This window comes from Sphingomonas sp. Root720, assembly GCF_001428605.1.
Classification (GTDB): Bacteria; Pseudomonadota; Alphaproteobacteria; order Sphingomonadales; family Sphingomonadaceae; genus Rhizorhabdus.
Genome location: NZ_LMID01000013.1, coordinates 247933 through 267134 on the forward strand (window position 1 = coordinate 247933; position 19202 = coordinate 267134).

Below are 19202 nucleotides of genomic sequence, written 5' to 3' on the forward strand. Positions count from 1 at the left end.
CACGAAATAGCGCTGATTACCGGGGTTTCGGGCATAAGCTGCCTGGCGGGGAGGCCTGAGTCATGGCCGCTCCCGCCTCGATGACTCGCAAGCTCTGGGCGATGACCGGCCGGAGCGCGATCCTGCCGCTCTGCACGCTGATGCTCGTCGGGCTGATGGTGATCCCGGTCCCGTCCTTCGTGCTCGACATGGGCTTCATCGCCAACATCATGATCTCGCTGGCGGTGCTGATGGTGGCGCTCAACGCCGCCAAGCCGCTCGACTTCTCGTCCTTCCCGACCGTGCTGCTGTTCGCGACCCTGCTGCGGCTGTCGCTCAACGTCGCCTCGACCCGCGTCGTGCTGGTCGACGGCCACACCGGACCGGCCGCAGCCGGCCACGTCATCGAGAGTTTCGGCAACTTCCTGATCGGCGGCGACTATGCCGTCGGCCTGTTCGTGTTCGGCATCCTGATGGTGATCAACCTCGTCGTGATCACCAAGGGCGCTGGTCGCGTCTCCGAAGTGTCGGCCCGCTTCACCCTCGACGCCATGCCCGGCAAGCAGATGGCGATCGACGCCGACCTCAACGCCGGCCTGCTGACCCCCGAGGAAGCCAAGGCCCGCCGCCAGGAAGTCGCCACCGAGGCCGATTTCTACGGCTCGATGGACGGCGCCTCCAAATTCGTGAAGGGCGACGCCGTCGCCGGCGTGCTGATCCTGGTGATCAACATCTTCGGCGGCCTGATCCTCGGCACGCTGAGCCACGGCCTGTCGCTGAGCGAGGCGGCATCGACCTACATCATCCTCGCGATCGGCGACGCGCTGGTCGCGCAGGTCCCCGCGCTGCTGCTCTCGATCGCCGCCGCAGCGATCGTCACCCGGGTCTCCTCGCCGCTCGACCTGGCGGGCCAGATCACCAGCCAGTTCGGCTCGGCCCGCGCCTGGGCGCCGGTCGCCGCGATCCTGGGCCTGCTGGGCATCGTGCCGGGCATGCCGCACTTCATCATCCTGTCGGCCGCCGCGCTCGCCGGCTTCGTCGCCTGGAAGCTGTCCAAGGCCAAGAGGGTCGAGCAGGCGATCGAGGTCGCCGCCGCCGAAGCCGCCAACGCCCCGGCGCCGGTCTCGCCCAACAGCATCGACTGGAACGAGATCTCCGACGGCTCGGCGCTCGGCCTCGAGCTCGGCTACGGCCTGGTGAGCATGGTCGACGAGCGCAAGGGCGCTCCGCTGATGGCGCGGATTACCGGCATCCGCCGTCAGCTCTCGCGCGAGATGGGCTTCGTCATCCCGCTCGTCCGCGTACGCGACAATCTCAGCCTGCCGCCCAACGCCTACCGCATCACGGTGGCGGGGGTGATCATGGGCGAGGACGAGGCCTTTCCCGACCAGTTGCTCGCGCTCGACAGCGGCGATCTCGAAGGCCGGGTCGCCGGCCGCGAGTGCCGCGATCCCAGCTTCGGCCTCGAAGCCGTCTGGATCAGCCCCGAGAAGCGCGGCGATGCGATCGTCGCCGGCTATACCGTGGTCGATCCGGCGACCGTCGTCGCGACCCACCTGAACCAGGTGATCGCCGCCACCGCCGCCGACCTGTTCGGCATGGACGAGGCGCAGCGCCTGCTCGACGCGCTCAAGGAAGCCGCGCCCCAGCTGGTCGGCGGCCTCACCCCCCAGCCGCTCAGCCTCGCGCAGATCGCCTCGGCCTGCCGCGCGCTGCTCGCCGAAGGTGTGCCGCTCAAGGACTTCCGCCGTATCGCCGAGGCGATGGTCGACGCGGCCGGCCAGTCGGCCGACGCGCTCGCGCTGGTCGAGAATATCCGCTCGCGGATCGGCGCGCTGATCGTCCAGACGCTGGTCCCGGTGAAGATGCCGCTGCCGGTCGTCACCCTCGATGCCGGGCTCGAATCGCTGCTGGCCCAGGCCGTCCGCACCTCGCCCGGCGCCAGCCACCCGTTCGAGCCGGCGCTCGCCAACCGCATCGTCTCGGCGATCTCCGAAGCCGCCGCGCCGCTCGTCAACTCCGCGACCCGCTTCGCGATCGTCACCTCGCCGATCGCGCGCCGCGCGCTGGCAAGACTCCTCAAGCCCCATCTGCCCGAAACCCCCGTCATGTCCTTCCTGGAGATTCCGGACGGCAAGGCGGTCGAGGTGGCGGCTGTGGTCGGCGGCGGCCCCGCCAACAATGGTAGCGCCGGCGCCCTGAGCGCACGGCCGATGGAGACGGCAGCATGACCCTCGCCTGGCCCAACATGACGGATCTGCCCGGCACCGCCGGCCAGGCCCGCAGCGCGCGCGTGATCAGCATCGCCTGCGGCCGCAGCGGCGTCGGCAAGACGACCATCGCCGCCAATCTGGCGCTGAGCCTGTCGAAGATGCATCGCCGCGCGATGCTGGTCGATTGCGACCCGGGCCCGACCGACGCCACCCGCATGATGGGTCTCGACCCGGCCCATTCGATCGACGACGTCATGGGCGGCCGGCTGACCGTGGACGAGATCGTCGTCGACGGCCCCGAATCGCTGTTCGTCGTCCCCGCCGGTCCGGTCGACCGCGCCGGCCGGGTCGACCTGTCCGCACGCCTCAAGCTCGCCGATGCCTTCCGGCCGCACCGCCGTTCGCTCGACTTCGTGATCGTCGACACCCCCGGCAGCGCCGATCCCGACACGCTCGACATGGTCGCCTCGGCCGACCTGCCGATCGTCGTGCTGGCGCCAGACTCGGAACGCTTCATGGACGCCTATGGCACGGTGAAGCTGCTCGCCCTGGAACATGACGTCCGCGAAATCGCCATCGTCACCAACCGGATCGCCGACGAGGCGATCGGCCAGGAGCTGTTCCGCCGCTTCCGCGACGTCGCCGGCCGGTTTCTGACCGGAACCAACCTGAGCTATCTGGGCGGCATCCCCAGGGACGACCGCGTGCTGACCGCAGCGGCCCGCCGCCGCCTCGTCGTCGATCAATATCCGCACGCGCGCGCCGCCCAAGCTATCACGCAGCTCGGCCGTTCGATCGACACGCTCGCCATCCCCGCCCAGTGCGGCGGCGACAGCTTCTTCGGGATGGAGGCCGTGTTCCGTGCTGGCTGAGAAGATCGACACGACGCTCACCTATGGCCGCAAGCCGCAGAAGGCGCGCCCCGAGGATCTGGTGCGCTCGCACATGCAGCTGGTCCGCAAGATCGCCTGGCACGTCCATGGCCGGGTCTCGACCGCGATCGACGTCGAGGACCTGATCCAGATCGGCATGATCGCGCTGGTCGAAGCCGCCAACAGCTATGAGGATCGCGGCCACGCCTTCTCGACCTATGCGTCGATGCGGGTGCGCGGTTCGATGATCGACCATCTGCGTCGCCAGGCGGCGATGACCCGGTCGGCGATGACCAAGCGCCGCGAGCTGCTGGGCGCCAAGGCCGACTTCGAGAAGAAACATGGCCGCAGCCCCAGCGAGTCCGAACTGGCCCAGGCGCTGGGGCTCGACGGCGCCGCGTTCCGCGCGCTGATCGACGAAACCGCCGCGACCTATCAGGAGTCGATCGACGAGGTCTATTCGGACCAGTCGATCTGGTTCGCCGACGTCGAGGAGCGGGTCGACCAGACGATCGAGCGCGAGGAACTCGCCGAAGCGCTGGCCGAGCATATCTCCTCGCTGCCCGAGCGCGAGGCGATGGTCCTCCAGCTCTATTTCGTCGAGGAAATGAACCTCGAGGAAATCGGCCAGACGCTGGGCATCGGCGCCGCGCGTGTCTGCCAGATCAAGAAGGCCGCGCTCGACAAGCTGCGCGTCTCGCTGAAGGACTGGCAGTAGGGGAGCTGAGCAAGGGCGACGGCGGGGCTCCGCTCCGGCAACGCGATCGGGCCCCGCCCCTCACCGGCCGCTCAAGGTCGCCTCGAGGCGGTCCATCTTCTTCTCGAACACGTTGAGGCGGGCGTTGGTCATGCCCTGGCCGTCGCGCACGGCACGGACGACCTCGGTCAGCGGGTCGCGCTCCAGCAGGCCCGCCTGCAGGACATCCATACGATGCTGAAGCTCGGCGCTCGTCACCGGCGCGCTCGCGAGCTGCGCCTGCTGCACCTTGAGCAACTCGACCTGCCTGTCGCGGACGATAGAGAGATCCCGGACCAGCCGGTTTGCGCTCTCGAGCTGCGCCTGGCGCTCGCGAGCCGTGGCGACGACGAGCTGCGCGGACATGATCGTCCGCTCGGCGATCACGAGGCCGACCGCCGACATGATGCTCGATACCAGCGCAAGGCCGATCACGACCTTGCCGAGCAGGCCCGCGCGCGGCGCGGCCGGCGCCGCGCCGGCAGCGAGGGGCACCGGTGCCGAAGGCGCGGCGGAGGCGGGAACCGGCGCGGGAGCGGCGGGCTCGGCGGCCGGCTGGCCTTCGGGAATGGTCGCGGCCGGACCAGGCAAAGGCGCCGGCGCCGGGGACGTCTCGACCGCGGTTTCGACGGCTGGTCCCGGAACGGCCAGCGCGGGGGCGGCCTCGGCGATCGCGGCGACCGGTATGGCGGTGATCACCGCGGCGGGAGCGGTTTCCCCTTCGGAAAAGACGATCGCGCCAGCGGACCCGGCCGGCTCGGTGCCTGAGGCGGGTTCGGCGACGGCGGGGACCGACGTGTCCTCGCGTGCCTGGGCAACGCTCGTTTCGAGATCTTCCAGCGCCCGGAGCGCCGCATCGAAACCGTTTCCGTTCGAACCCGTGGTCGCGTCCATCGCCCTGATCCCGTCGATCTGACTTGTTTCACGAAAAAGGCCCCCGGCGCGGAAGCATGGTGCGCCGGGGGCCTATCGGAACGGCCGAGCGTGTCGGCCGTCCTGGTCTTGGTCTTAGCGCAGCAGGCTAAGGACGCTCTGACCGTTCTGGTTCGCCTGGGCGAGCATCGCGGTCGAGGCCTGCGACAGGATCTGCGACTTGGCCAGCGCGGTCGATTCCACCGAGAAGTCCGCGTCCTCGATCCGCGAGCGGGCTTCGGACAGGTTGGTGACGTTCGCGGTCAGCACGTTGACGGCGGCGTCGAGGCGGCTCTGGGTCGCACCGAGGCTGGCGCGGACGGTGTTGACCTGGCCCAGCGCGGTATCGGCCGCAGTGATCGCCAGAGCGGCGTTGGTGGCATCGTCGACCTTGATCGAGCTGGCATAAGCCGCCGCGACCTTATCGAGGCCTCCGACCGAGATCGCGGTCTTCTCGCCCGCGTTGATGCCCGTCTGGATGTCGAAGCTCGTCGCCGAGGCTGCCGAAAACAGCGTGTTGCCGTTGAACTTGGTGTTCGTCACGACGTCCGTGATCTGCGACTGGAGGGCGGCCACTTCGGTCTGGAGATTGTCGCGGTCGCTCGACTGGTAGGTGCCGTTGGCAGCCTGGACGGACAGTTCGCGGATACGCTGCAGCATGTTGCTGACTTCGCCCAGTGCGCCCTCGGCGGTCTGGGCCAACGAGATGCCGTCATTGGCGTTGCGGATCGCGACGGTCATGCCGCGGACCGAAGAGGTCATCGATGAAGCGATCGCCATGCCGGCGGCGTCGTCCTTGGCGCTGTTGATGCGCTTGCCGCTCGACAGGCGCTCCATGGCGGTCGCCTGCATCTGCGAAGCGAGGCGGCCGGCGTTCTGCGAACGCAGCGACGAAACATTGGAGTTGATGACAGCCATTTGAAAATCCTTCCGCTACTACTCGGCGTTCCGGCTCACTTGACCGTCCTCGCCACGAAACCGGTAACGACGCCCTCCAGACGGGCTTAAGGAAGAAAGATGGTTAGTAGGCGTTAACCTTGTTTTTATTCGTTCAGGGCCGGTCCCGAGACCTGAAAACTTCCGGAAAACATCATTTTCCGGGCAGCTTGACTACCATCCCCGCTTCGGACGACACCGATATGGCTAAGCGGGAGATCACTATCGGGCACGGTCTCCGCGCTCAGCTTTCTCTTCACCGTGCGCGCCCAGGGAATGTGCCCGCCACCGCGAGCTGAGCTTGTTTCGGCATGCACCGGGAGGCCGGGTCGCAGCCACCCGGCTCCCACGGCGAACGTGCGGCATTCTCCCGACCAGCCCGAGCGGCCTGGCGGATTCCGAAACGCGTTCAGGATGACGCTTCAGGGGATTCCGACCGCCGTCCAATCGCGACCGCCGACACCGGAAACCGAAACGGCCCCCGATGCGGATGCACCGGGGGCCATCTCGGCCAGCAAATGATGAGGTGGATCTTATTTGAGCAGGCTGAGCACGCTCTGCTGGCTCTGGTTCGCCTGGGCGAGCATCGCCGTCGACGCCTGCTGGAGAATGCCGGCCTTGGCCAGGGCTGTCGATTCCACCGAGAAATCGGTATCCTCGATCCGCGAGCGGGCCTCGGACAGGTTGGTGATGTTCGCGCTCAGCACGTTGATCGTGGCGTCCAGCCGGTTCTGGTTGGCGCCGAGGGTGGCCCGGACGGTCGCGACCTGGGTCAGCGCCGCATCGGCCGCGGTGATCGCCAGAGCCGCATTGGTGGCATCGTCGACCTTGATGGTGCCGGCATAGGCCGCCGCGACCTTGTCGAGGGTCCCGATCGAGATCGCGGTCGTCTCCCCCGCATTGATGCCCGTCTGGATGTCAAAGCTCGTCGCCGAAGTTGCCGAGAACAGCGTGTTGCCGTTGAACTTGGTGTTGCCCACGACGTCGCTGATCTGCGACTGGAGAGCCGCGACTTCGGTCTGGAGATTGTCGCGGTCGCTCGACTGGTAGGTGCCGTTGGCGGCCTGCACGGCCAGTTCCCGGACACGCTGCAGCATGTTGGCGGCTTCGCCCAGGGCCCCTTCCGCCGTCTGCGACAGCGAGATGCCGTCATTGGCGTTGCGGATCGCGACGGTCATGCCGCGGATCGAGGAGGTCATCGACGAGGCGATGGCGAGGCCGGCGGCGTCGTCCTTCGCGGAGTTGATGCGCTTGCCGCTCGACAGGCGGGCCATGGCGGTCGACTGCATCTGGTCGGCAAGGCGACCGGCGTTCTGGGCACGCAGCGACGAAATGTTGGTGTTGATGACGGTCATTGGATCAGTCCTTGTCCTAGTTAAAGGGGCGATGATCCGGTGCTGGCCGTTCTCGCCTCGATCCCATTAACGGCCGTGCTTACCCGGGCTTTAACCGTGAAAATTCACCACGACCGCATTTGGGCGAATTTTCCTCTTAATAGGCTGAAAAACCTCGATAACTTTTTTGACATTTTTGCGTTGGGGGGAAGGAGACCATGTTCTCCTCCGCCGGATGGCCGCGCCGGCCCCATCCCCCGGCAGTTTTTTGCCGGGTTCGACCAAAGGATGGAAGATCCTTGCCGCTCGCAAAAAATCCCTTCTTTCCAATATCATGGATGGCGCGTGCGTAACGCGCATACGCGCCCGCACGCGTTGGGCACGGGCCCGGGCGCCCGCGGCGCGCGGTCTATTAAGACTTTTTAAGTTAATCGGGCGGTAAGCATGTCCGGCAAGGAACGGGCGTGGATGGCACGTCGGTTCCCAAAGAAGGACGGCGATGGTCATGATCGGCATCAGCGAGAAAGCGCAGGGTTCGCAGCCGACGCTCGTCTCGTGGCTGGCGGGTGCCGGCATCGAGACGGTCCTGATCGACCCCGCCGCCGCTCCAGGCCGCGACAGCCGCCGCATCCTGCATGTCACCGAGGTCGGGCTCGCCCGGCAGCACGACATCCTGATCGATTTCGCCGACGGCACCCCGGTGCTGCGCCGCGCCAAGGCCGGCCGTCCCGCCACCATCGTGTTCGGCTTCGACGACATGGCATTCGGCTATGCGCTGATCGCCGAGCTGGTCCGCCCGCGCATGATGCCGGCCTGCGGCGAGCCCGAAAGCGCCCGCTTCCTCGGCATCGCCGCCCGGGTCGCCCGGAGCGACGCCACCGTCCTGCTGCTCGGCGAAACCGGCACCGGCAAGGAAGGCGTCGCCCGCTACATCCATGCCGCCAGCCGGCGCGCCGAAAAACCCTTCGTCGCGGTGAACTGCGCGGCCCTCCCCGAGACGATGCTCGAGGCGATGCTGTTCGGCCACCAGAAGGGCGCCTTCACCGGGGCGAGCGGCTCGGGCGAAGGCCTGTTCCGCGCGGCCGAGGGCGGCACGCTGCTGCTCGACGAGATCGCCGAACTGCCGCTCGCGCTCCAGGCCAAGCTGCTCCGCGCGCTCCAGGAACGCGAGGTGCTGCCGGTCGGCGCCACCGCACCGGTCGCGGTCGACCTCCGCATCATCGCCGCCGGCAACCGCGACCTCGCGGTCGAGGTCGAGGCCGGCCGCTTCCGCGCCGACCTCTACTGGCGCCTCAACGTCATGCCGCTCGCCCTCAAGCCGCTCGGTGCCCGCCGCCAGGACATCCGCGCGATCGCCGCCGCCCTGATGCTGCGCCATACGCCCGAGCATGAGGATATCGCCTGGCCGACCGCGCCGGCGCTCGACCGGCTGATGACCCATGACTGGCCCGGCAACGTCCGCGAGCTGGAGAATGTCCTGCAGCGTGCGATGCTGATGCGCGACGGCGCCCGGATCGAAGCCGGCGACCTGATCATCGACCGCGCGCCGACGGCCCCGCGGCCGGCTCTCTTCGCCGTGGCCCCGGCCGAAACCGCCATAGCCGCACCGGCCGTCGCCGAGCCGACCCCGATCCGCCTGGCCGACGCCAAGCGGATCAGCCAGGTCCGCGCGATCGAGGAAGCCCTCGCCGCCACCGGCGGCCACCGTCTCCGCGCCGCCCAGCGGCTCGGCATTTCCGAACGCACGCTGCGCTATCGCATGGCCGATATGCGCGCGGTGGCTTGAGGGAGCGCTAGATGACGACCGTCAACACCAGCAATCTCCTGGCGATGCGCAACGCCATCCTGCAGCAAAACTCCGCGCTGCAGAAGGCCGCCGCCGCGCCGGCGCCCAACCCGCTGACCGGTCCCGGCCAGATCGGCAGCGCGACCAGCGCGCCCGACACCGATTTCGCTTCGACGCTGCGCGGCGCGCTGACCGAGGTCAACGGCATGCAGGCGAAGGCCAGCGCCGCGACCGAAAGCTACGAACGTGGCGAGACGACCGACATCGCGGCCGTGATGCTCCAGCGCGAACAGGCCAGCGTCGGCTTCCAGGCCACGCTGCAGGTCCGCAACAAACTCCTGTCCGCCTATAAGGACATCATGAGCATGCCGGTATAATCCATGGCTGATATCATCCCCTCACCCGCCACCGCCCCCGCCACCGCGCTGAGCGCCTCGGGCCCCGCTTCTGGCGTCGGCACCGGTGCCGTGCTGGAGCGGATCAAGGATTTCACCGCGCAGCCCGCGGTGCAGCGCAGCCTGCCGATGATCGGCATGCTCGGCCTGCTCGGCGGCGCCGCGCTGCTGTGGTCGACGATGTCGGGCGCGCCGCAGCGCGACCTGTTCGCCGGGATGGGCGATGCCGACAAGGCCGCCGTCGCCGACTCGCTGAAGGCCGCCGGCATCCCCTATGAGATCGATCGCAGCACCGGTTCGCTCACCGTGGCGGAAACCAGCTTCTACCAGGCGAAGATGCTGCTCGCGCAGCAGGGCCTGCCGAAGTCGGCGCCCGACGGCGACACGATGATCTCCTCGCTCCCGCTCGGCGCCAGCCGCGCGGTCGAGGGCGAGAAGCTGCGCACCGCCCGCGAGATGGACCTCGCCCGCACGATCGAGGCGATCGACTCGGTCGACACCGCGAAGGTCCATGTCGCCGCCGAACAGCCCAGCGTCTTCCTGCGCGACGAGGCCAAGCCGCAGGCTTCGGTCATGCTACGCCTGCGCGCCGGCCGCACCCTGTCGGATTCGCAGGTCCAGGCGATCGTCCACCTCGTCGCCTCCTCGGTGCCGAACCTGTCGCCCGACGGCGTCTCGGTCGTCGACCAGGCCGGCCGCCTGCTCTCTTCCTCGGGCGGCGATCCGATGAGCCAGGCCTCGACCCGTCAGGTCGACATCCAGAACAAGATCGAGCAGCGCTATCTCGAGGCGCTCAACAAGATCCTCACCCCGATCGTCGGCCCCGGCAACTTCACCGCCGAGGTCCATGCCGACGTCGATTTCACCGAGACCCAGGCGACCCGCGAAAGCTACCCGAAGGACACCGCCGTGGTCCGCCAGGAACAGGGCAGCTGGACCGGCGACAAGAAGAACGGCGAAGCCAGCGGCATTCCCGGCGCGCTGTCGAACCAGCCGCCGGCCGCCAGCCAGGTGGCCGCCGCGCCGAACCAGACCGTCGATGCCCCGGCCGCCGGCACGACCGACGCCGCCAACGCCAACAAGACCTCCGAAAACTACAACCGCACCTATGAGCTGGGGCGCGAAGTCTCGGTGACGCGCGCACCGGTGGGCTCGGTCAAGCGCCTGTCGGTCGCCGTCGCCCTGCGCGAGGGCAGCCGTAAGTTCAGCCGCGCCGAGCTCGCCTCGATCGAGACGCTGGTGCGCGGCGCGATCGGGGCCGACCAGGCCCGCGGCGACGTCGTCGCCCTCTCGGCCCGCAGCTTCGCGGTCGCCGAGGAAGCCGAGGTCAAGCCGAACTGGTGGGAAGCGCCGTGGGTCTCCACCCTCGCCCGCAACCTGTCGGCGCTGCTCGTCGTCGCGCTGCTCGTGTTCGGCGTCGCCAAGCCGCTGCTCAAGCGCCGCGCCGCCTATGTCGAGGAGAAGAAGGCCGCGCTCGACGCGATGGTCGCCTCGGGCGGCCGCCTGCCGCAGGGCACCAACCCGGCGATCCGCGCCGAGATCGCCTCCGAAATGGCGCAGCAGGCGCTGATCGACCCGAACAAGCCGGTCACGCTCGACATGATCGAGGCAACCCCGGGCTACGCCAATCGCGCCGAGCTGATCCGCAACTTCGTGAAGCAGGATCCGGACCGCGCCGCGCTGGTCGTCCGCGACCTGATCCGCGCCGACATGCCGGGAGCCTGAGACCATGGCCGACGAAACCCCTATCGGCACCGACGGCGCGACCCCGGTCGAACCCTCGGGCAGCTCCGCCGCCGCGATCCTGCTGATGCTGCTCGGCGAGGAAGAGGCCGCGACCGTGCTGAGCCGCCTCCAACCCGACGAAGTCCAGCATCTGGGCGGCGCCATGTTCAACGTCGCCAACATCTCCGAGCAGGAGATCGACGGCGTGTTCGACGTGTTCGTCGACCGTGCCCGCGTCCGCACCACCCTGGGGTTCGGGGTCGAGCGCCAGATCAAGGGCATCATGCACAAGGCGCTCGGCCAGGACAAAGCCGACCAGGTGCTCCAGCGCATCACGCCGGTCCAGCACACCAATGCGCTGGAAAACCTGAAATGGATGGATGCCCGCCAGATCGCCAACCTGATCGAGTTCGAGCATCCGCAGATCGCCGCGATCGTCCTCGCCTTCCTCGAATCCCAGCGTGCCGCCGACGTGCTCGCGCTGCTGCCCGAGGATATCCAGGCCGACCTGGTCTATCGCGTCGCCACCATGGGACCGGTCACCGAAACCGCTCTGGCCGAGCTCGACGACCTGCTGAGCCGCCCCGCCACCGCCCAGTCGACCGGCGCCACCACGCGCCGCGGCGGCGCCGGCGAAGCGGCGAAGATCGTCAACAGCTCGCGCAAGGCCTCCGAACAGCGGATCATCAAGGCTCTGCAGAAGCTCGACAAGACCGTCGCCCGCACGATCGAGGAGGAGATGTTCGTCTTCGACAACCTGATGGCGCTGACCGAGAAGGACCTCGGCGCGCTGCTGCGGGCGGTCGACAACGACGTCCTCGTCGTCTCGCTCAAGGGCGCCGACGAGAAGATCCGCGCGAAGATCTTCGGCTGCATGTCGAGCCGCGCCGCCCAGTCGGTACAGGACGAGATCGCCGACCGTGGGCCTATGCGCCTCGCCGACGTCCAGGAATCGCAAAAGGCGATGCTCGCCATCGCCCGCAAGCTGGCGGCGGAAGGCACGATCAGCCTCGGCGGCAAGGGCGACGACTTTGTCTGAGATCTGGACCAGCGAGTTCGGGGCCGCCGCCACCCGGGTCAACGCCTGGGCCAAGCCCGCCCCGTCGACCCACTTCACCCCCTGGGGCGGCAATGCCGACCATCCCCGCCGCCGCGCGAGCGACTTCGCACCGAGCCCGATGGCGGCCGCGCCCGAGGACGAGCCCGAAGCCGACATCGAGACGATCCGCGCCCACGCCTTCGCCGAGGGCTTCGACCACGGTCGCCAGGCGGTCCTCGCCGAGTTCGCCCGCCAGCGCGAGGCGCTGGCGCAGCTGATCCGCTCAGCCGAGGCGTTGCAGCCCGAACCGGCCGGCCCGCTGGCTGCGGTTCTCACCGAAACCGTCACCCGCCTCGTCCGTCAGATCGTCGGCGAGGTGAAGATCGATCCCGCGCTGCTCAAGGAGCGCGCCGAGGCGATCGCCGACCTGGTCACGGCCGAATGCGGCCCCGCCCGGCTGCGCATGCATCCCGACGACATCGCGATGCTCGACGGGGTCGAACTGGGCGTGCCCGTCGCCGCCGACCATCATCTCGCCTCCGGCACGATCATCCTCGAAAGCGGCGAAGGCTGGATCGAGGACGGCCCCCAGGTCCGCCTCGCCCGCCTGCGTGCCCAGCTCGACGCCATGGCCCTGCCGCGATGATCAGGATCATCGCTTATAGGGGCCTGCCGCGATGAGCCTCGCCGCCATGGCCGAATCGATGCTCGGCGCGATCGAGATCGACGTCGTCGGCCCGCGCCGGATCGGGCGCCTCGCCTCCTATGACGGGCTGATGCTCGAGGCGACCGGCTTTCCGATGCCGGTCGGCTCCAACGCCCGCGTAATCGATGCGGACGGCCACGCCGCGCTCGCCGAGGTCGTCGGCTTCCGCGGCAACCGCACCCTGTTGATGGCGCTCGACGCCGACGCCCCGCACAGCGCGGGCGCCCGGGTCGAGCCCGACCGGCGCGGCGGATCGGTCGATGTCGGCGAATCGCTGCTCGGCCGGGTCATGGACGCGCTCGGCAATCCCATCGACGGGCTCGGCCCAATCGCCACCGCCGAGCGCTGGCCGCTGGCCGGCCGCCGCGGCAACCCGCTCGACCGCGCCCGCGTCACCGAGCCGTTCGACATGGGCGTGCGCGCGATCAATGCGCTGCTTACCGCCGGCGTCGGCCAGCGCATCGCGATCGCCGCCGGCTCGGGCGTCGGCAAGTCGGTGCTGATGGGCCAGATGATCGCCGGCGCCGATGCCGACATCATCGTCGTCGGGCTGGTCGGCGAACGCAGCCGCGAGGTCTCGGACTTCCTGGCGACCAAGCTGTCCGGCCCGGTCCGCCAGAAGAGCGTCGTCGTCGCGGTGCCCGCCGATCACCCGCCGGTGCTGCGCCTGCGCGCCGCGATGCGCGCGACCGCGATCGCCGAATATTTCCGCGCGCAGGGCAAGCGCGTGCTGCTGCTGATCGACAGCCTCACCCGCGTAGCCCATGCGCAGCGCGAGATCGGCCTGTCGCTGGGCGAGCCGCCGACGATGAAGGGCTATCCGCCCTCCGCGCTCGGCCTGATCCCGCGCCTGATCGAGCGCGCCGGCGTCGACGCGCACAGCGGCGGATCGATCACCGCGCTCTACACCGTGCTCGCCGACGGCGACGACACCGACGATCCGATCGTCGACACGGCGCGTGCGATCGTCGACGGCCATATCATCCTGTCGCGCAGCCTGGCCGAACAGGGCGTCTTCCCGGCGATCGACGTGGGCAAATCGCTGAGCCGCGTGATGAGCGACATCGTCGGCCCCGAACACCAGCAGGCCGCGCAGATCCTGCGCCGGCTATGGGCGGTCTATGAGGAAAATCGCGACCTGATCCTGATGGGCGCCTACCGCGCCGGCAGCGATCCGATCGTCGACGTCGCGATCGCGCGGCACGACCATATCCTCGAATTCATCAGCCAGGGCCAGAAGGACCGGGTCGATTACCCCCAGTCGGTCGACGCGCTGCTTGAGGCGTTCGGCGGATGAAGGCGCTGGTGAAGAAGCGGGCGCGGATCGCGCGCGTGCGGGCGGCGCAGCATCTGTTGGCAGCCTCCGCCGCCGCGAACGCCGAAGCGCAGGTGACCAGCCTCGAAAGCAACGCCGCCAAGCTCGCCAGCCTGCGCGACAGCCTGAGCATGACGGTCGGGCCGGTATCGGGCGCGACCTTGCAGAACCGGGGCGAACTGGCGCTGCGGCTCGACAATGCGCGGCACGGTCTGGCGGGCGCCATCGCCTCGGCGAAGACGACTGCCGAGCGGAAGATCGCCGAACGACTCGAAGCGCGCCAGCGCCAGGAAAGCGCGGCGAAGCTCGACGCGCGGGCGGTGCAGGCGCTTGCCGAATGGAGCGAGGCGCGGATGGCCGCGTCCTTCCGCCCGAGGCTCAGCAAGACCGAAGAAGGGGAATATTGACATGGCCGTTGCCGCGCTTTCGACCTCCGCGATCGCCCTGAACGTGGGTGCGGGGCCGCAGGCCAACGGCCCGACATCCCCCGAAGCGCCCGCGATGTTCGCCCAGCTCGTCGCCCAGGCGAAGTCGGGCGACAAGGGCGCGCAGGATGGCACGACCGCCGAAACCGGAAGCGAGGGCGAAGCGGAGAGCGGCGTCGCCGACGATATGCTCCCCACCGCGCCGGCCGACGAGACAAAGGAAGTCCCGGCCGACCAGCCGGCCAACCTGCTCGCCGAGATCGAGGCGATGGTCGCCGCGGCCGCGCAGGTGACGGTGAGCCAGCCCGTCGCGGCGCCGGCCGCGGCTGCCGTGCCGCCCCCCGCCCCAGCGGCCGAAACGACCGCAGCCGTCGCCGCGCCCCCCACGACGCGGACCGCCGCCGTCATCGTCGATGTCCCGCTTCCCGCCGCCCCGTCGCTTGCGTCCCCGGCTGCGCCCGGCGAAACCATGCCGCCGGCCCCGCTCGCCAGCACCGGCGAGCAGGCACAGGCACAGGCACGTTCCCCCATGCCGGAAGCGGCAGCGCCCGTCGCCACCGATCCGGATGCGAAGGGCACCCCTGCGGCCACCCCGTCGATTCCGAGCGATATCGCAGCGCTGCTCGCCTCGCTGAAGGCGGCCTTCACTCCGACCGGCCAACCCCGCGATGGCGAGGCCGTTGCTCGGACGCCCGCCGTCCCCGTCGCCGCCGCACTTGCGCCTGTACCGGCCGCAGCCGCGCAGACAGCCGCTCCTACCGCCATCGACACGCCCGCCGCGCAGCCGGCCGTACCCCCCGGCACGATAGCGGCGCCGGTCCAGCCAGCGGAGCCAGCCCAGGCGGCAGCCATGGCGGTTGCCGTCGAAGCCGCCGCCGTCGTCGTCCCGCCAGAGGACGGCAAGCTTCCCGCCGCCCACGCCGCAACCGACCGGCAGCCGGTCGAAGGCAAGGCCCAGCCCGCACCGGTCCAGCCCGGGGCGGCCCCCGCCATGCCGCCCGCTCAGACCCCGGTGCAGGCTGACGCGCCCCTTTTCCGGCAAGATGGCCGCCCGGCCGCCGAGGCGCCCGATGCGACCGCTCTCGCCGCGGCTCCGGCCGCCCCCACGGTCGCCGTGCCGCAGGCCGTCGCGCCGCCGGCGCAGCCCTTCGCCCCGCTCGATACGAGCGCAGCGACCGGTCCGGCCGCCGGTCCCGGCCAGGCCGACCAGGTGGTCACCCGCCAGCTCGACTTGGCCCGCGACAATCAGTGGCTGGACCGGCTCGCGCAAGACATCAGCCAGGCCGCGACCCGGCAGGGTCATCTCAAGTTCCAGCTGAACCCCGAGCATCTCGGCGCGCTGACCGTCGAGATCGCCAACAGCGCCTCCGGCACGGCGATCCGCATGACCGCCGAGACCGACCAGGCCCGCGCGATCATCGCCGACGCGCAGCCGCGCCTGCTGGCGGAGGTCCGCGCGCAGGGGCTGCGTGTCGCGGAATCGCACGTCGACCTCAACAACCAGGGCAATGGCGGCTACGGCTCCTCCTCGGCCAACGGCCAGCAGGGCCAGCCGGGACAACAGCGCCAGCCCTCGTCAGCAGATCATCAACCTTTTGCGCGTACACAGGCCGCGCTTCGTGACGACGCCGCCGATTCGGCGTCGCGCGACGATGGTGAGCTTTACGCCTGATCATGGGATGTGAACGATGAGTGCTGCCGCTGCTCCCGCCGCTGAGGCGCCCAAGAAGCCGGGCAAGATGAAGGGCATATTGATGATGCTCGTCGTCGCCCTCCTGTTCGCCGGCATCGGCGTCGGCGCAGGCCTGTACGCGGCCGGTGCCGGGCTGGTCGGCGGCCATGAAAAGGCGCCCGAAGATCCCAACGCACCCAAGCTCGTCGCCAAGGAAGGCGCCGAGGAAGGCGGCCATGGCGACAAGAAGACGCTGCCCATGGACGGCATCGAAAGCGACAAGTCGCCCGATCCGACCAAGTACAAGGCGACCTTCTTCACCTTCGAGCAGCCCTTCACGTCCAACCTGCGCGATTCGGACGGCTTCTCGCAGGTCGGCCTTGGCGTCTCGACCTTCTACGACCAGAAGGTGCTCGACAATCTGAAGGACAACGAGATGCCGATCCGCTCGGCGATCCTGATGGTGATGTCGCAGCAGGACAGCTTCACCATCTCGACCCCCGAGGGCAAGCTGAAGCTCCAGAAGGATCTCAAGACCGCGATCAACGACGTACTGCGCCAGCGCACCGGCTTCGGCGGCATCGACAATGTCTATTTCACGAGCATGGTCGTCCAGTAAGTTTCGTCACGCGACCGTCGCGGGAATGAGCCTCCGGGGTCCGCCCCGGGGGCTTTTTCTTCGCTTCATTCATCCTCTTTGCGGAACCGGTGGCGTAGCCAACGCACCGCGAACACCATGCCGCCACCGAGGACAAGCCAGGGCAGCAAGACGGCGACCAGCGTGATCAGCAGCGCGAGGCTCTGACCGAAGAAGCTGCTCATACCGCTCAGCGACGCCTTGATCGCATCCCCGAAACCCGCACCGGCTCCGTCGGGAGAATAGCTGATCTCGAAGGTCGACATCGACACCCTGCCCCGTGCCTCGGCCAGCCAGGACTGCGCGGCGTATCGACCGGAACGACATGCCCGCCCTTCCCGTTTCCCAAGCGAGAGGAGAAGGACGATGATCCGCAAGCTCGCGTCGGGCGAATATCGCCTCTATTCGCGCAAGCCCGACGCCAAGACCGGCAAGCGCCGCAACCTGGGCATTTTTTCATCGCGCGCGGCGGCGGAGAAGCACGAACAGGACGTCCAGTATTTCAAGCGACACTGACCGCCGGGAACAGCGGCGTCGCTCCGCTCGTTCAGTCCGCCACCCATAGCAGGAGGATAGCATGGCCGACGTGAACAGTGACGAACGGGTCGTCGTCGAGAAGAGCAGCATGAACGTAGGCGGCATCATCGCCGCCATCGCGTTGCTGCTGCTCGTGCTGGGCGTCCTGAAATTCCTCGGCGTCTCGCCGATCTGAGCCGACGATGACGACGCGTAAATGGTCGCAGCAGGTCACCGAGCATTCGGATGCCCTGACGCTCGACCGCGGTGTCTTCGCCAAGTCGGACCCGGCCGAGATCGCCCGGTCGCTGAAGCATTCGGCGGAACATAGCCGGCGGCGGAAAGCGACGCCGTTCCGGTCGGCGATGTCGATGCTGACCTTCTACATCAACCGAGCCGGCAAGGACCTGCCGGACAAGCAGCGCAAGATCCTCGAAGCCGCCAAGGGCGAGCTGCGCAAGGCGTTCGGGAAGGAATAAGGCGGGACGCAAGTCCCGTCAGGGCGGGAGAGGATCGCAAGATCCTCTCCCCCTCCCGTCGTCAGATGTGGATCGGCTTGCCGGTCACCGCCATCGCGGCTTCCTTGATCGCTTCCGAGTGGGTCGGATGCGCGTGGCAGGTATAGGCGATATCCTCGCTGGTAGCGCCGAACTCCATCGCCTGGGCCGCCTGGGCGATCATCGTTCCCGCCACCGATGCAATGATGTGGACGCCGAGCACCCGGTCGGTCTTGGCGTCGGCGATCACCTTCACGAAACCGTCGGGCTCGTGGTTGGTCTTGGCGCGCGAATTGGCGAGCATCGGGAATTTGCCGACCTTCACCTCGCCGCGCTCCCGGGCCTCCTCTTCGGTCAGGCCGACGCCGGCGATCTCGGGCATGGTGTACACCACACCGGGAATGACGTCGTGGTTCACGATGCCGGTCAGCCCGGCGATATTCTCGGCCACGGCGATGCCCTCGTCCTCGGCCTTGTGCGCCAGCATCGGACCGGGAACGACGTCACCGATTGCCCAGATGCCGGGCACGGCGGTCGCGAAGTCGTGGTTGATCTCGATCTGGCCGCGCTTGTTGACGGTCAGCCCGGTCCGATCCAGCGCCAGCCCCTCGGTGTTGGGACGGCGACCGATCGACACCAGCACCGCATCCGCCTCCAGCGTCTCCGCCGCCCCGCCGGCAGCGGGTTCGACGGTGACGGTCGCCTTGCCGTCCTTGACGGTCACGCCGGTGACCTTGGTCGACAGCTTGAGCTCCAGCCCCTGCTTCTTGAAGATCTTGGCGGCTTCCTTGCGGATCTCGCCGTCCATGCCGGGGAGAAGCTGGTCGAGGAACTCGACGACGGTGACCCTGGCGCCGAGGCGCTTCCACACCGAACCGAGCTCGAGCCCGATCACGCCGCCGCCGATCACCACCATATGGCCGGGAACCTTCGGCAGTTCGAGCGCGCCCGTCGACGAGACGACGACCTTCTCGTCGATCTCGACGCCGGGCAAGGGGGTGACGCTCGACCCGGTGGCGATGACGATGTTCTTGGCACGGTAGCTCTTGCCCGCGACCTCGACCACGTCCTTGCCGGTGAAGGCGGCCCGGCCCTTCAGCCATTCGACCTTGTTCTTCTTGAACAGGAACTCGATGCCGCCGGTCAAGCTCTTGACCGCATCCTTGCGCTGGCCGTGCATGGTGTCGAGATCGAGTTCGACCTGGGCCTTGATGCCGAGCTTGGCGAGCTTGCCGCTGGCCGCCTCGTCATAGAGTTCGGAGGCATGGAGCATCGCCTTTGACGGGATGCAGCCGACGTTGAGGCAGGTGCCGCCGAGCGTCTCGCGGCTTTCCGCGCAGGCGGTCTTGAGACCGAGCTGGGCGGCGCGGATCGCGGCGACATAGCCGCCCGGGCCAGCGCCGATGACGATCACGTCGAAATCATAGTCGGACATATACTCGTCTTTCCCGTTCCGTCATGCCAGCGACGGCTGGCATCTCGTGAGATGGAGGGCTCACCTCTTCTC

General features: G+C 68.6%; 20 protein-coding genes. 15 read left to right on the top strand and 5 right to left on the bottom strand.

All coding sequences use genetic code 11. The annotated features are described in order from the left end of the window. Nucleotides 1-62: 62 nt before the first annotated feature. From flhA to ASE22_RS18665, 3 genes are read left to right on the top strand one after another with little or no spacing between them, the layout of a single operon-like run. On the top strand, nt 63-2210 hold the full coding sequence (flhA, locus tag ASE22_RS18655) for a flagellar biosynthesis protein FlhA (protein ID WP_056363264.1): 2148 nt from the start codon (nt 63-65) through the stop codon (nt 2208-2210). Next, nucleotides 2207-3064, top strand: a complete 858-nt coding sequence (locus ASE22_RS18660) for a MinD/ParA family ATP-binding protein (protein ID WP_056363267.1) — start codon at nt 2207-2209, stop codon at nt 3062-3064. Before flhA ends, ASE22_RS18660 begins: the two co-directional genes overlap by 4 nt. Then, nucleotides 3054-3782 (top strand): sigma-70 family RNA polymerase sigma factor, encoded by a 729-nt coding sequence (locus ASE22_RS18665; RefSeq protein WP_056363270.1) that lies wholly within the window; start codon nt 3054-3056, stop codon nt 3780-3782. The genes ASE22_RS18660 and ASE22_RS18665 overlap by 11 nt, the downstream gene beginning before the upstream one ends. Nucleotides 3783-3842: 60 nt before the next feature. On the opposite strand, the gene ASE22_RS18670 is transcribed toward ASE22_RS18665, so the two are convergent. From ASE22_RS18670 to ASE22_RS18680, 3 genes are all read right to left on the bottom strand, one after another. Further along, entirely contained in the window at nt 3843-4694 is an 852-nt protein-coding gene (locus ASE22_RS18670; RefSeq protein WP_056363273.1) for a hypothetical protein, read from the bottom strand. Nucleotides 4695-4808: 114 nt separating this feature from the next. Continuing rightward, nucleotides 4809-5630, bottom strand: coding sequence for a flagellin N-terminal helical domain-containing protein (locus ASE22_RS18675; RefSeq protein WP_056363276.1), 822 nt, complete (start codon nt 5628-5630; stop codon nt 4809-4811). Nucleotides 5631-6181: 551 nt separating this feature from the next. Next, entirely contained in the window at nt 6182-7003 is an 822-nt protein-coding gene (locus ASE22_RS18680; protein ID WP_056363279.1) for a flagellin N-terminal helical domain-containing protein, read from the bottom strand. 478 nt (nt 7004-7481) lie between these two features. On the opposite strand from ASE22_RS18680, the gene ASE22_RS18685 reads away from it, so the two are divergent. From ASE22_RS18685 to ASE22_RS18725, 9 genes are read left to right on the top strand one after another with little or no spacing between them, the layout of a single operon-like run. Then, on the top strand, nt 7482-8768 hold the full coding sequence (locus ASE22_RS18685) for a sigma-54 interaction domain-containing protein (protein WP_056363281.1): 1287 nt from the start codon (nt 7482-7484) through the stop codon (nt 8766-8768). Between the two features lie 11 nt (nt 8769-8779). Next, entirely contained in the window at nt 8780-9145 is a 366-nt protein-coding gene (gene fliE / locus ASE22_RS18690; RefSeq protein ID WP_056363283.1) for a flagellar hook-basal body complex protein FliE, read from the top strand. A 3-nt stretch (nt 9146-9148) separates the two neighbouring features. Next, nucleotides 9149-10888, top strand: a complete 1740-nt coding sequence (gene fliF, locus ASE22_RS18695; RefSeq protein ID WP_056363286.1) for a flagellar basal-body MS-ring/collar protein FliF — start codon at nt 9149-9151, stop codon at nt 10886-10888. 4 nt (nt 10889-10892) lie between these two features. Then, complete coding sequence (gene fliG, locus ASE22_RS18700) at nt 10893-11927, top strand: flagellar motor switch protein FliG (protein WP_056363288.1); 1035 nt, start codon at nt 10893-10895, stop codon at nt 11925-11927. After that, nucleotides 11920-12573, top strand: a complete 654-nt coding sequence (locus tag ASE22_RS18705; RefSeq protein WP_056363291.1) for a FliH/SctL family protein — start codon at nt 11920-11922, stop codon at nt 12571-12573. The genes fliG and ASE22_RS18705 overlap by 8 nt, the downstream gene beginning before the upstream one ends. Nucleotides 12574-12604: 31 nt before the next feature. Next, on the top strand, nt 12605-13930 hold the full coding sequence (locus ASE22_RS18710) for a FliI/YscN family ATPase (RefSeq protein ID WP_235536287.1): 1326 nt from the start codon (nt 12605-12607) through the stop codon (nt 13928-13930). Continuing rightward, a complete protein-coding gene (locus tag ASE22_RS18715; RefSeq protein ID WP_056363293.1) occupies nt 13927-14355 on the top strand; it encodes a hypothetical protein in 429 nt (142 codons plus the stop codon). Before ASE22_RS18710 ends, ASE22_RS18715 begins: the two co-directional genes overlap by 4 nt. 1 nt (nt 14356) lies before the next feature. Beyond that, on the top strand, nt 14357-16045 hold the full coding sequence (locus ASE22_RS18720) for a flagellar hook-length control protein FliK (RefSeq protein WP_056363294.1): 1689 nt from the start codon (nt 14357-14359) through the stop codon (nt 16043-16045). 16 nt (nt 16046-16061) lie between these two features. Beyond that, nucleotides 16062-16664 carry a flagellar basal body-associated FliL family protein gene (locus ASE22_RS18725; RefSeq protein ID WP_056363297.1) on the top strand — a complete coding sequence of 201 codons (603 nt, stop codon included), beginning with the start codon at nt 16062-16064 and terminating at the stop codon, nt 16662-16664. Between the two features lie 65 nt (nt 16665-16729). On the opposite strand, the gene ASE22_RS18730 is transcribed toward ASE22_RS18725, so the two are convergent. Further along, the gene (locus tag ASE22_RS18730; protein WP_235538173.1) at nt 16730-17059 is read right to left on the bottom strand and encodes a DUF4349 domain-containing protein; all 330 of its coding nucleotides are present in this window, start codon (nt 17057-17059) and stop codon (nt 16730-16732) included. Between ASE22_RS18730 and ASE22_RS27360 the strand changes: the two genes are divergently transcribed. The 3 genes from ASE22_RS27360 (at nt 17049) to ASE22_RS18735 (ending at nt 17677) form a co-directional block, all read left to right on the top strand. Then, nucleotides 17049-17198, top strand: a complete 150-nt coding sequence (locus tag ASE22_RS27360) for a hypothetical protein (RefSeq protein ID WP_156397140.1) — start codon at nt 17049-17051, stop codon at nt 17196-17198. The genes ASE22_RS18730 and ASE22_RS27360 overlap by 11 nt on opposite strands. A gap of 61 nt (nt 17199-17259) precedes the next feature. Beyond that, nucleotides 17260-17394, top strand: coding sequence for a hypothetical protein (locus ASE22_RS27880; protein WP_268796335.1), 135 nt, complete (start codon nt 17260-17262; stop codon nt 17392-17394). A gap of 7 nt (nt 17395-17401) precedes the next feature. Beyond that, complete coding sequence (locus tag ASE22_RS18735; RefSeq protein ID WP_056363305.1) at nt 17402-17677, top strand: DUF3175 domain-containing protein; 276 nt, start codon at nt 17402-17404, stop codon at nt 17675-17677. A gap of 61 nt (nt 17678-17738) precedes the next feature. Here the strand turns inward: ASE22_RS18735 and lpdA are convergent, their stop codons facing one another. Further along, on the bottom strand, nt 17739-19130 hold the full coding sequence (gene lpdA / locus ASE22_RS18740; RefSeq protein ID WP_056363307.1) for a dihydrolipoyl dehydrogenase: 1392 nt from the start codon (nt 19128-19130) through the stop codon (nt 17739-17741). Nucleotides 19131-19202 lie beyond the last annotated feature (72 nt).

Coding starts and splice junctions, on each gene's coding strand:
- ASE22_RS18715 (WP_056363293.1), top strand. CDS start 13,927: ATGAAGGCGCTGGTGAAGAAGCGGGCGCGGATCGCGCGCGTGCGGGCG.
- ASE22_RS18680 (WP_056363279.1), bottom strand. CDS start 7,003: ATGACCGTCATCAACACCAACATTTCGTCGCTGCGTGCCCAGAACGCC.
- ASE22_RS27880 (WP_268796335.1), top strand. CDS start 17,260: ATGGCCGACGTGAACAGTGACGAACGGGTCGTCGTCGAGAAGAGCAGC.
- ASE22_RS18725 (WP_056363297.1), top strand. CDS start 16,062: ATGAGTGCTGCCGCTGCTCCCGCCGCTGAGGCGCCCAAGAAGCCGGGC.
- fliF (WP_056363286.1), top strand. CDS start 9,149: ATGGCTGATATCATCCCCTCACCCGCCACCGCCCCCGCCACCGCGCTG.
- ASE22_RS18720 (WP_056363294.1), top strand. CDS start 14,357: ATGGCCGTTGCCGCGCTTTCGACCTCCGCGATCGCCCTGAACGTGGGT.
- flhA (WP_056363264.1), top strand. CDS start 63: ATGGCCGCTCCCGCCTCGATGACTCGCAAGCTCTGGGCGATGACCGGC.
- ASE22_RS18660 (WP_056363267.1), top strand. CDS start 2,207: ATGACCCTCGCCTGGCCCAACATGACGGATCTGCCCGGCACCGCCGGC.
- fliG (WP_056363288.1), top strand. CDS start 10,893: ATGGCCGACGAAACCCCTATCGGCACCGACGGCGCGACCCCGGTCGAA.
- ASE22_RS18670 (WP_056363273.1), bottom strand. CDS start 4,694: ATGGACGCGACCACGGGTTCGAACGGAAACGGTTTCGATGCGGCGCTC.
- ASE22_RS18685 (WP_056363281.1), top strand. CDS start 7,482: ATGGTCATGATCGGCATCAGCGAGAAAGCGCAGGGTTCGCAGCCGACG.
- ASE22_RS18710 (WP_235536287.1), top strand. CDS start 12,605: ATGAGCCTCGCCGCCATGGCCGAATCGATGCTCGGCGCGATCGAGATC.
- lpdA (WP_056363307.1), bottom strand. CDS start 19,130: ATGTCCGACTATGATTTCGACGTGATCGTCATCGGCGCTGGCCCGGGC.
- ASE22_RS18735 (WP_056363305.1), top strand. CDS start 17,402: ATGACGACGCGTAAATGGTCGCAGCAGGTCACCGAGCATTCGGATGCC.
- ASE22_RS18675 (WP_056363276.1), bottom strand. CDS start 5,630: ATGGCTGTCATCAACTCCAATGTTTCGTCGCTGCGTTCGCAGAACGCC.
- fliE (WP_056363283.1), top strand. CDS start 8,780: ATGACGACCGTCAACACCAGCAATCTCCTGGCGATGCGCAACGCCATC.
- ASE22_RS27360 (WP_156397140.1), top strand. CDS start 17,049: ATGATCCGCAAGCTCGCGTCGGGCGAATATCGCCTCTATTCGCGCAAG.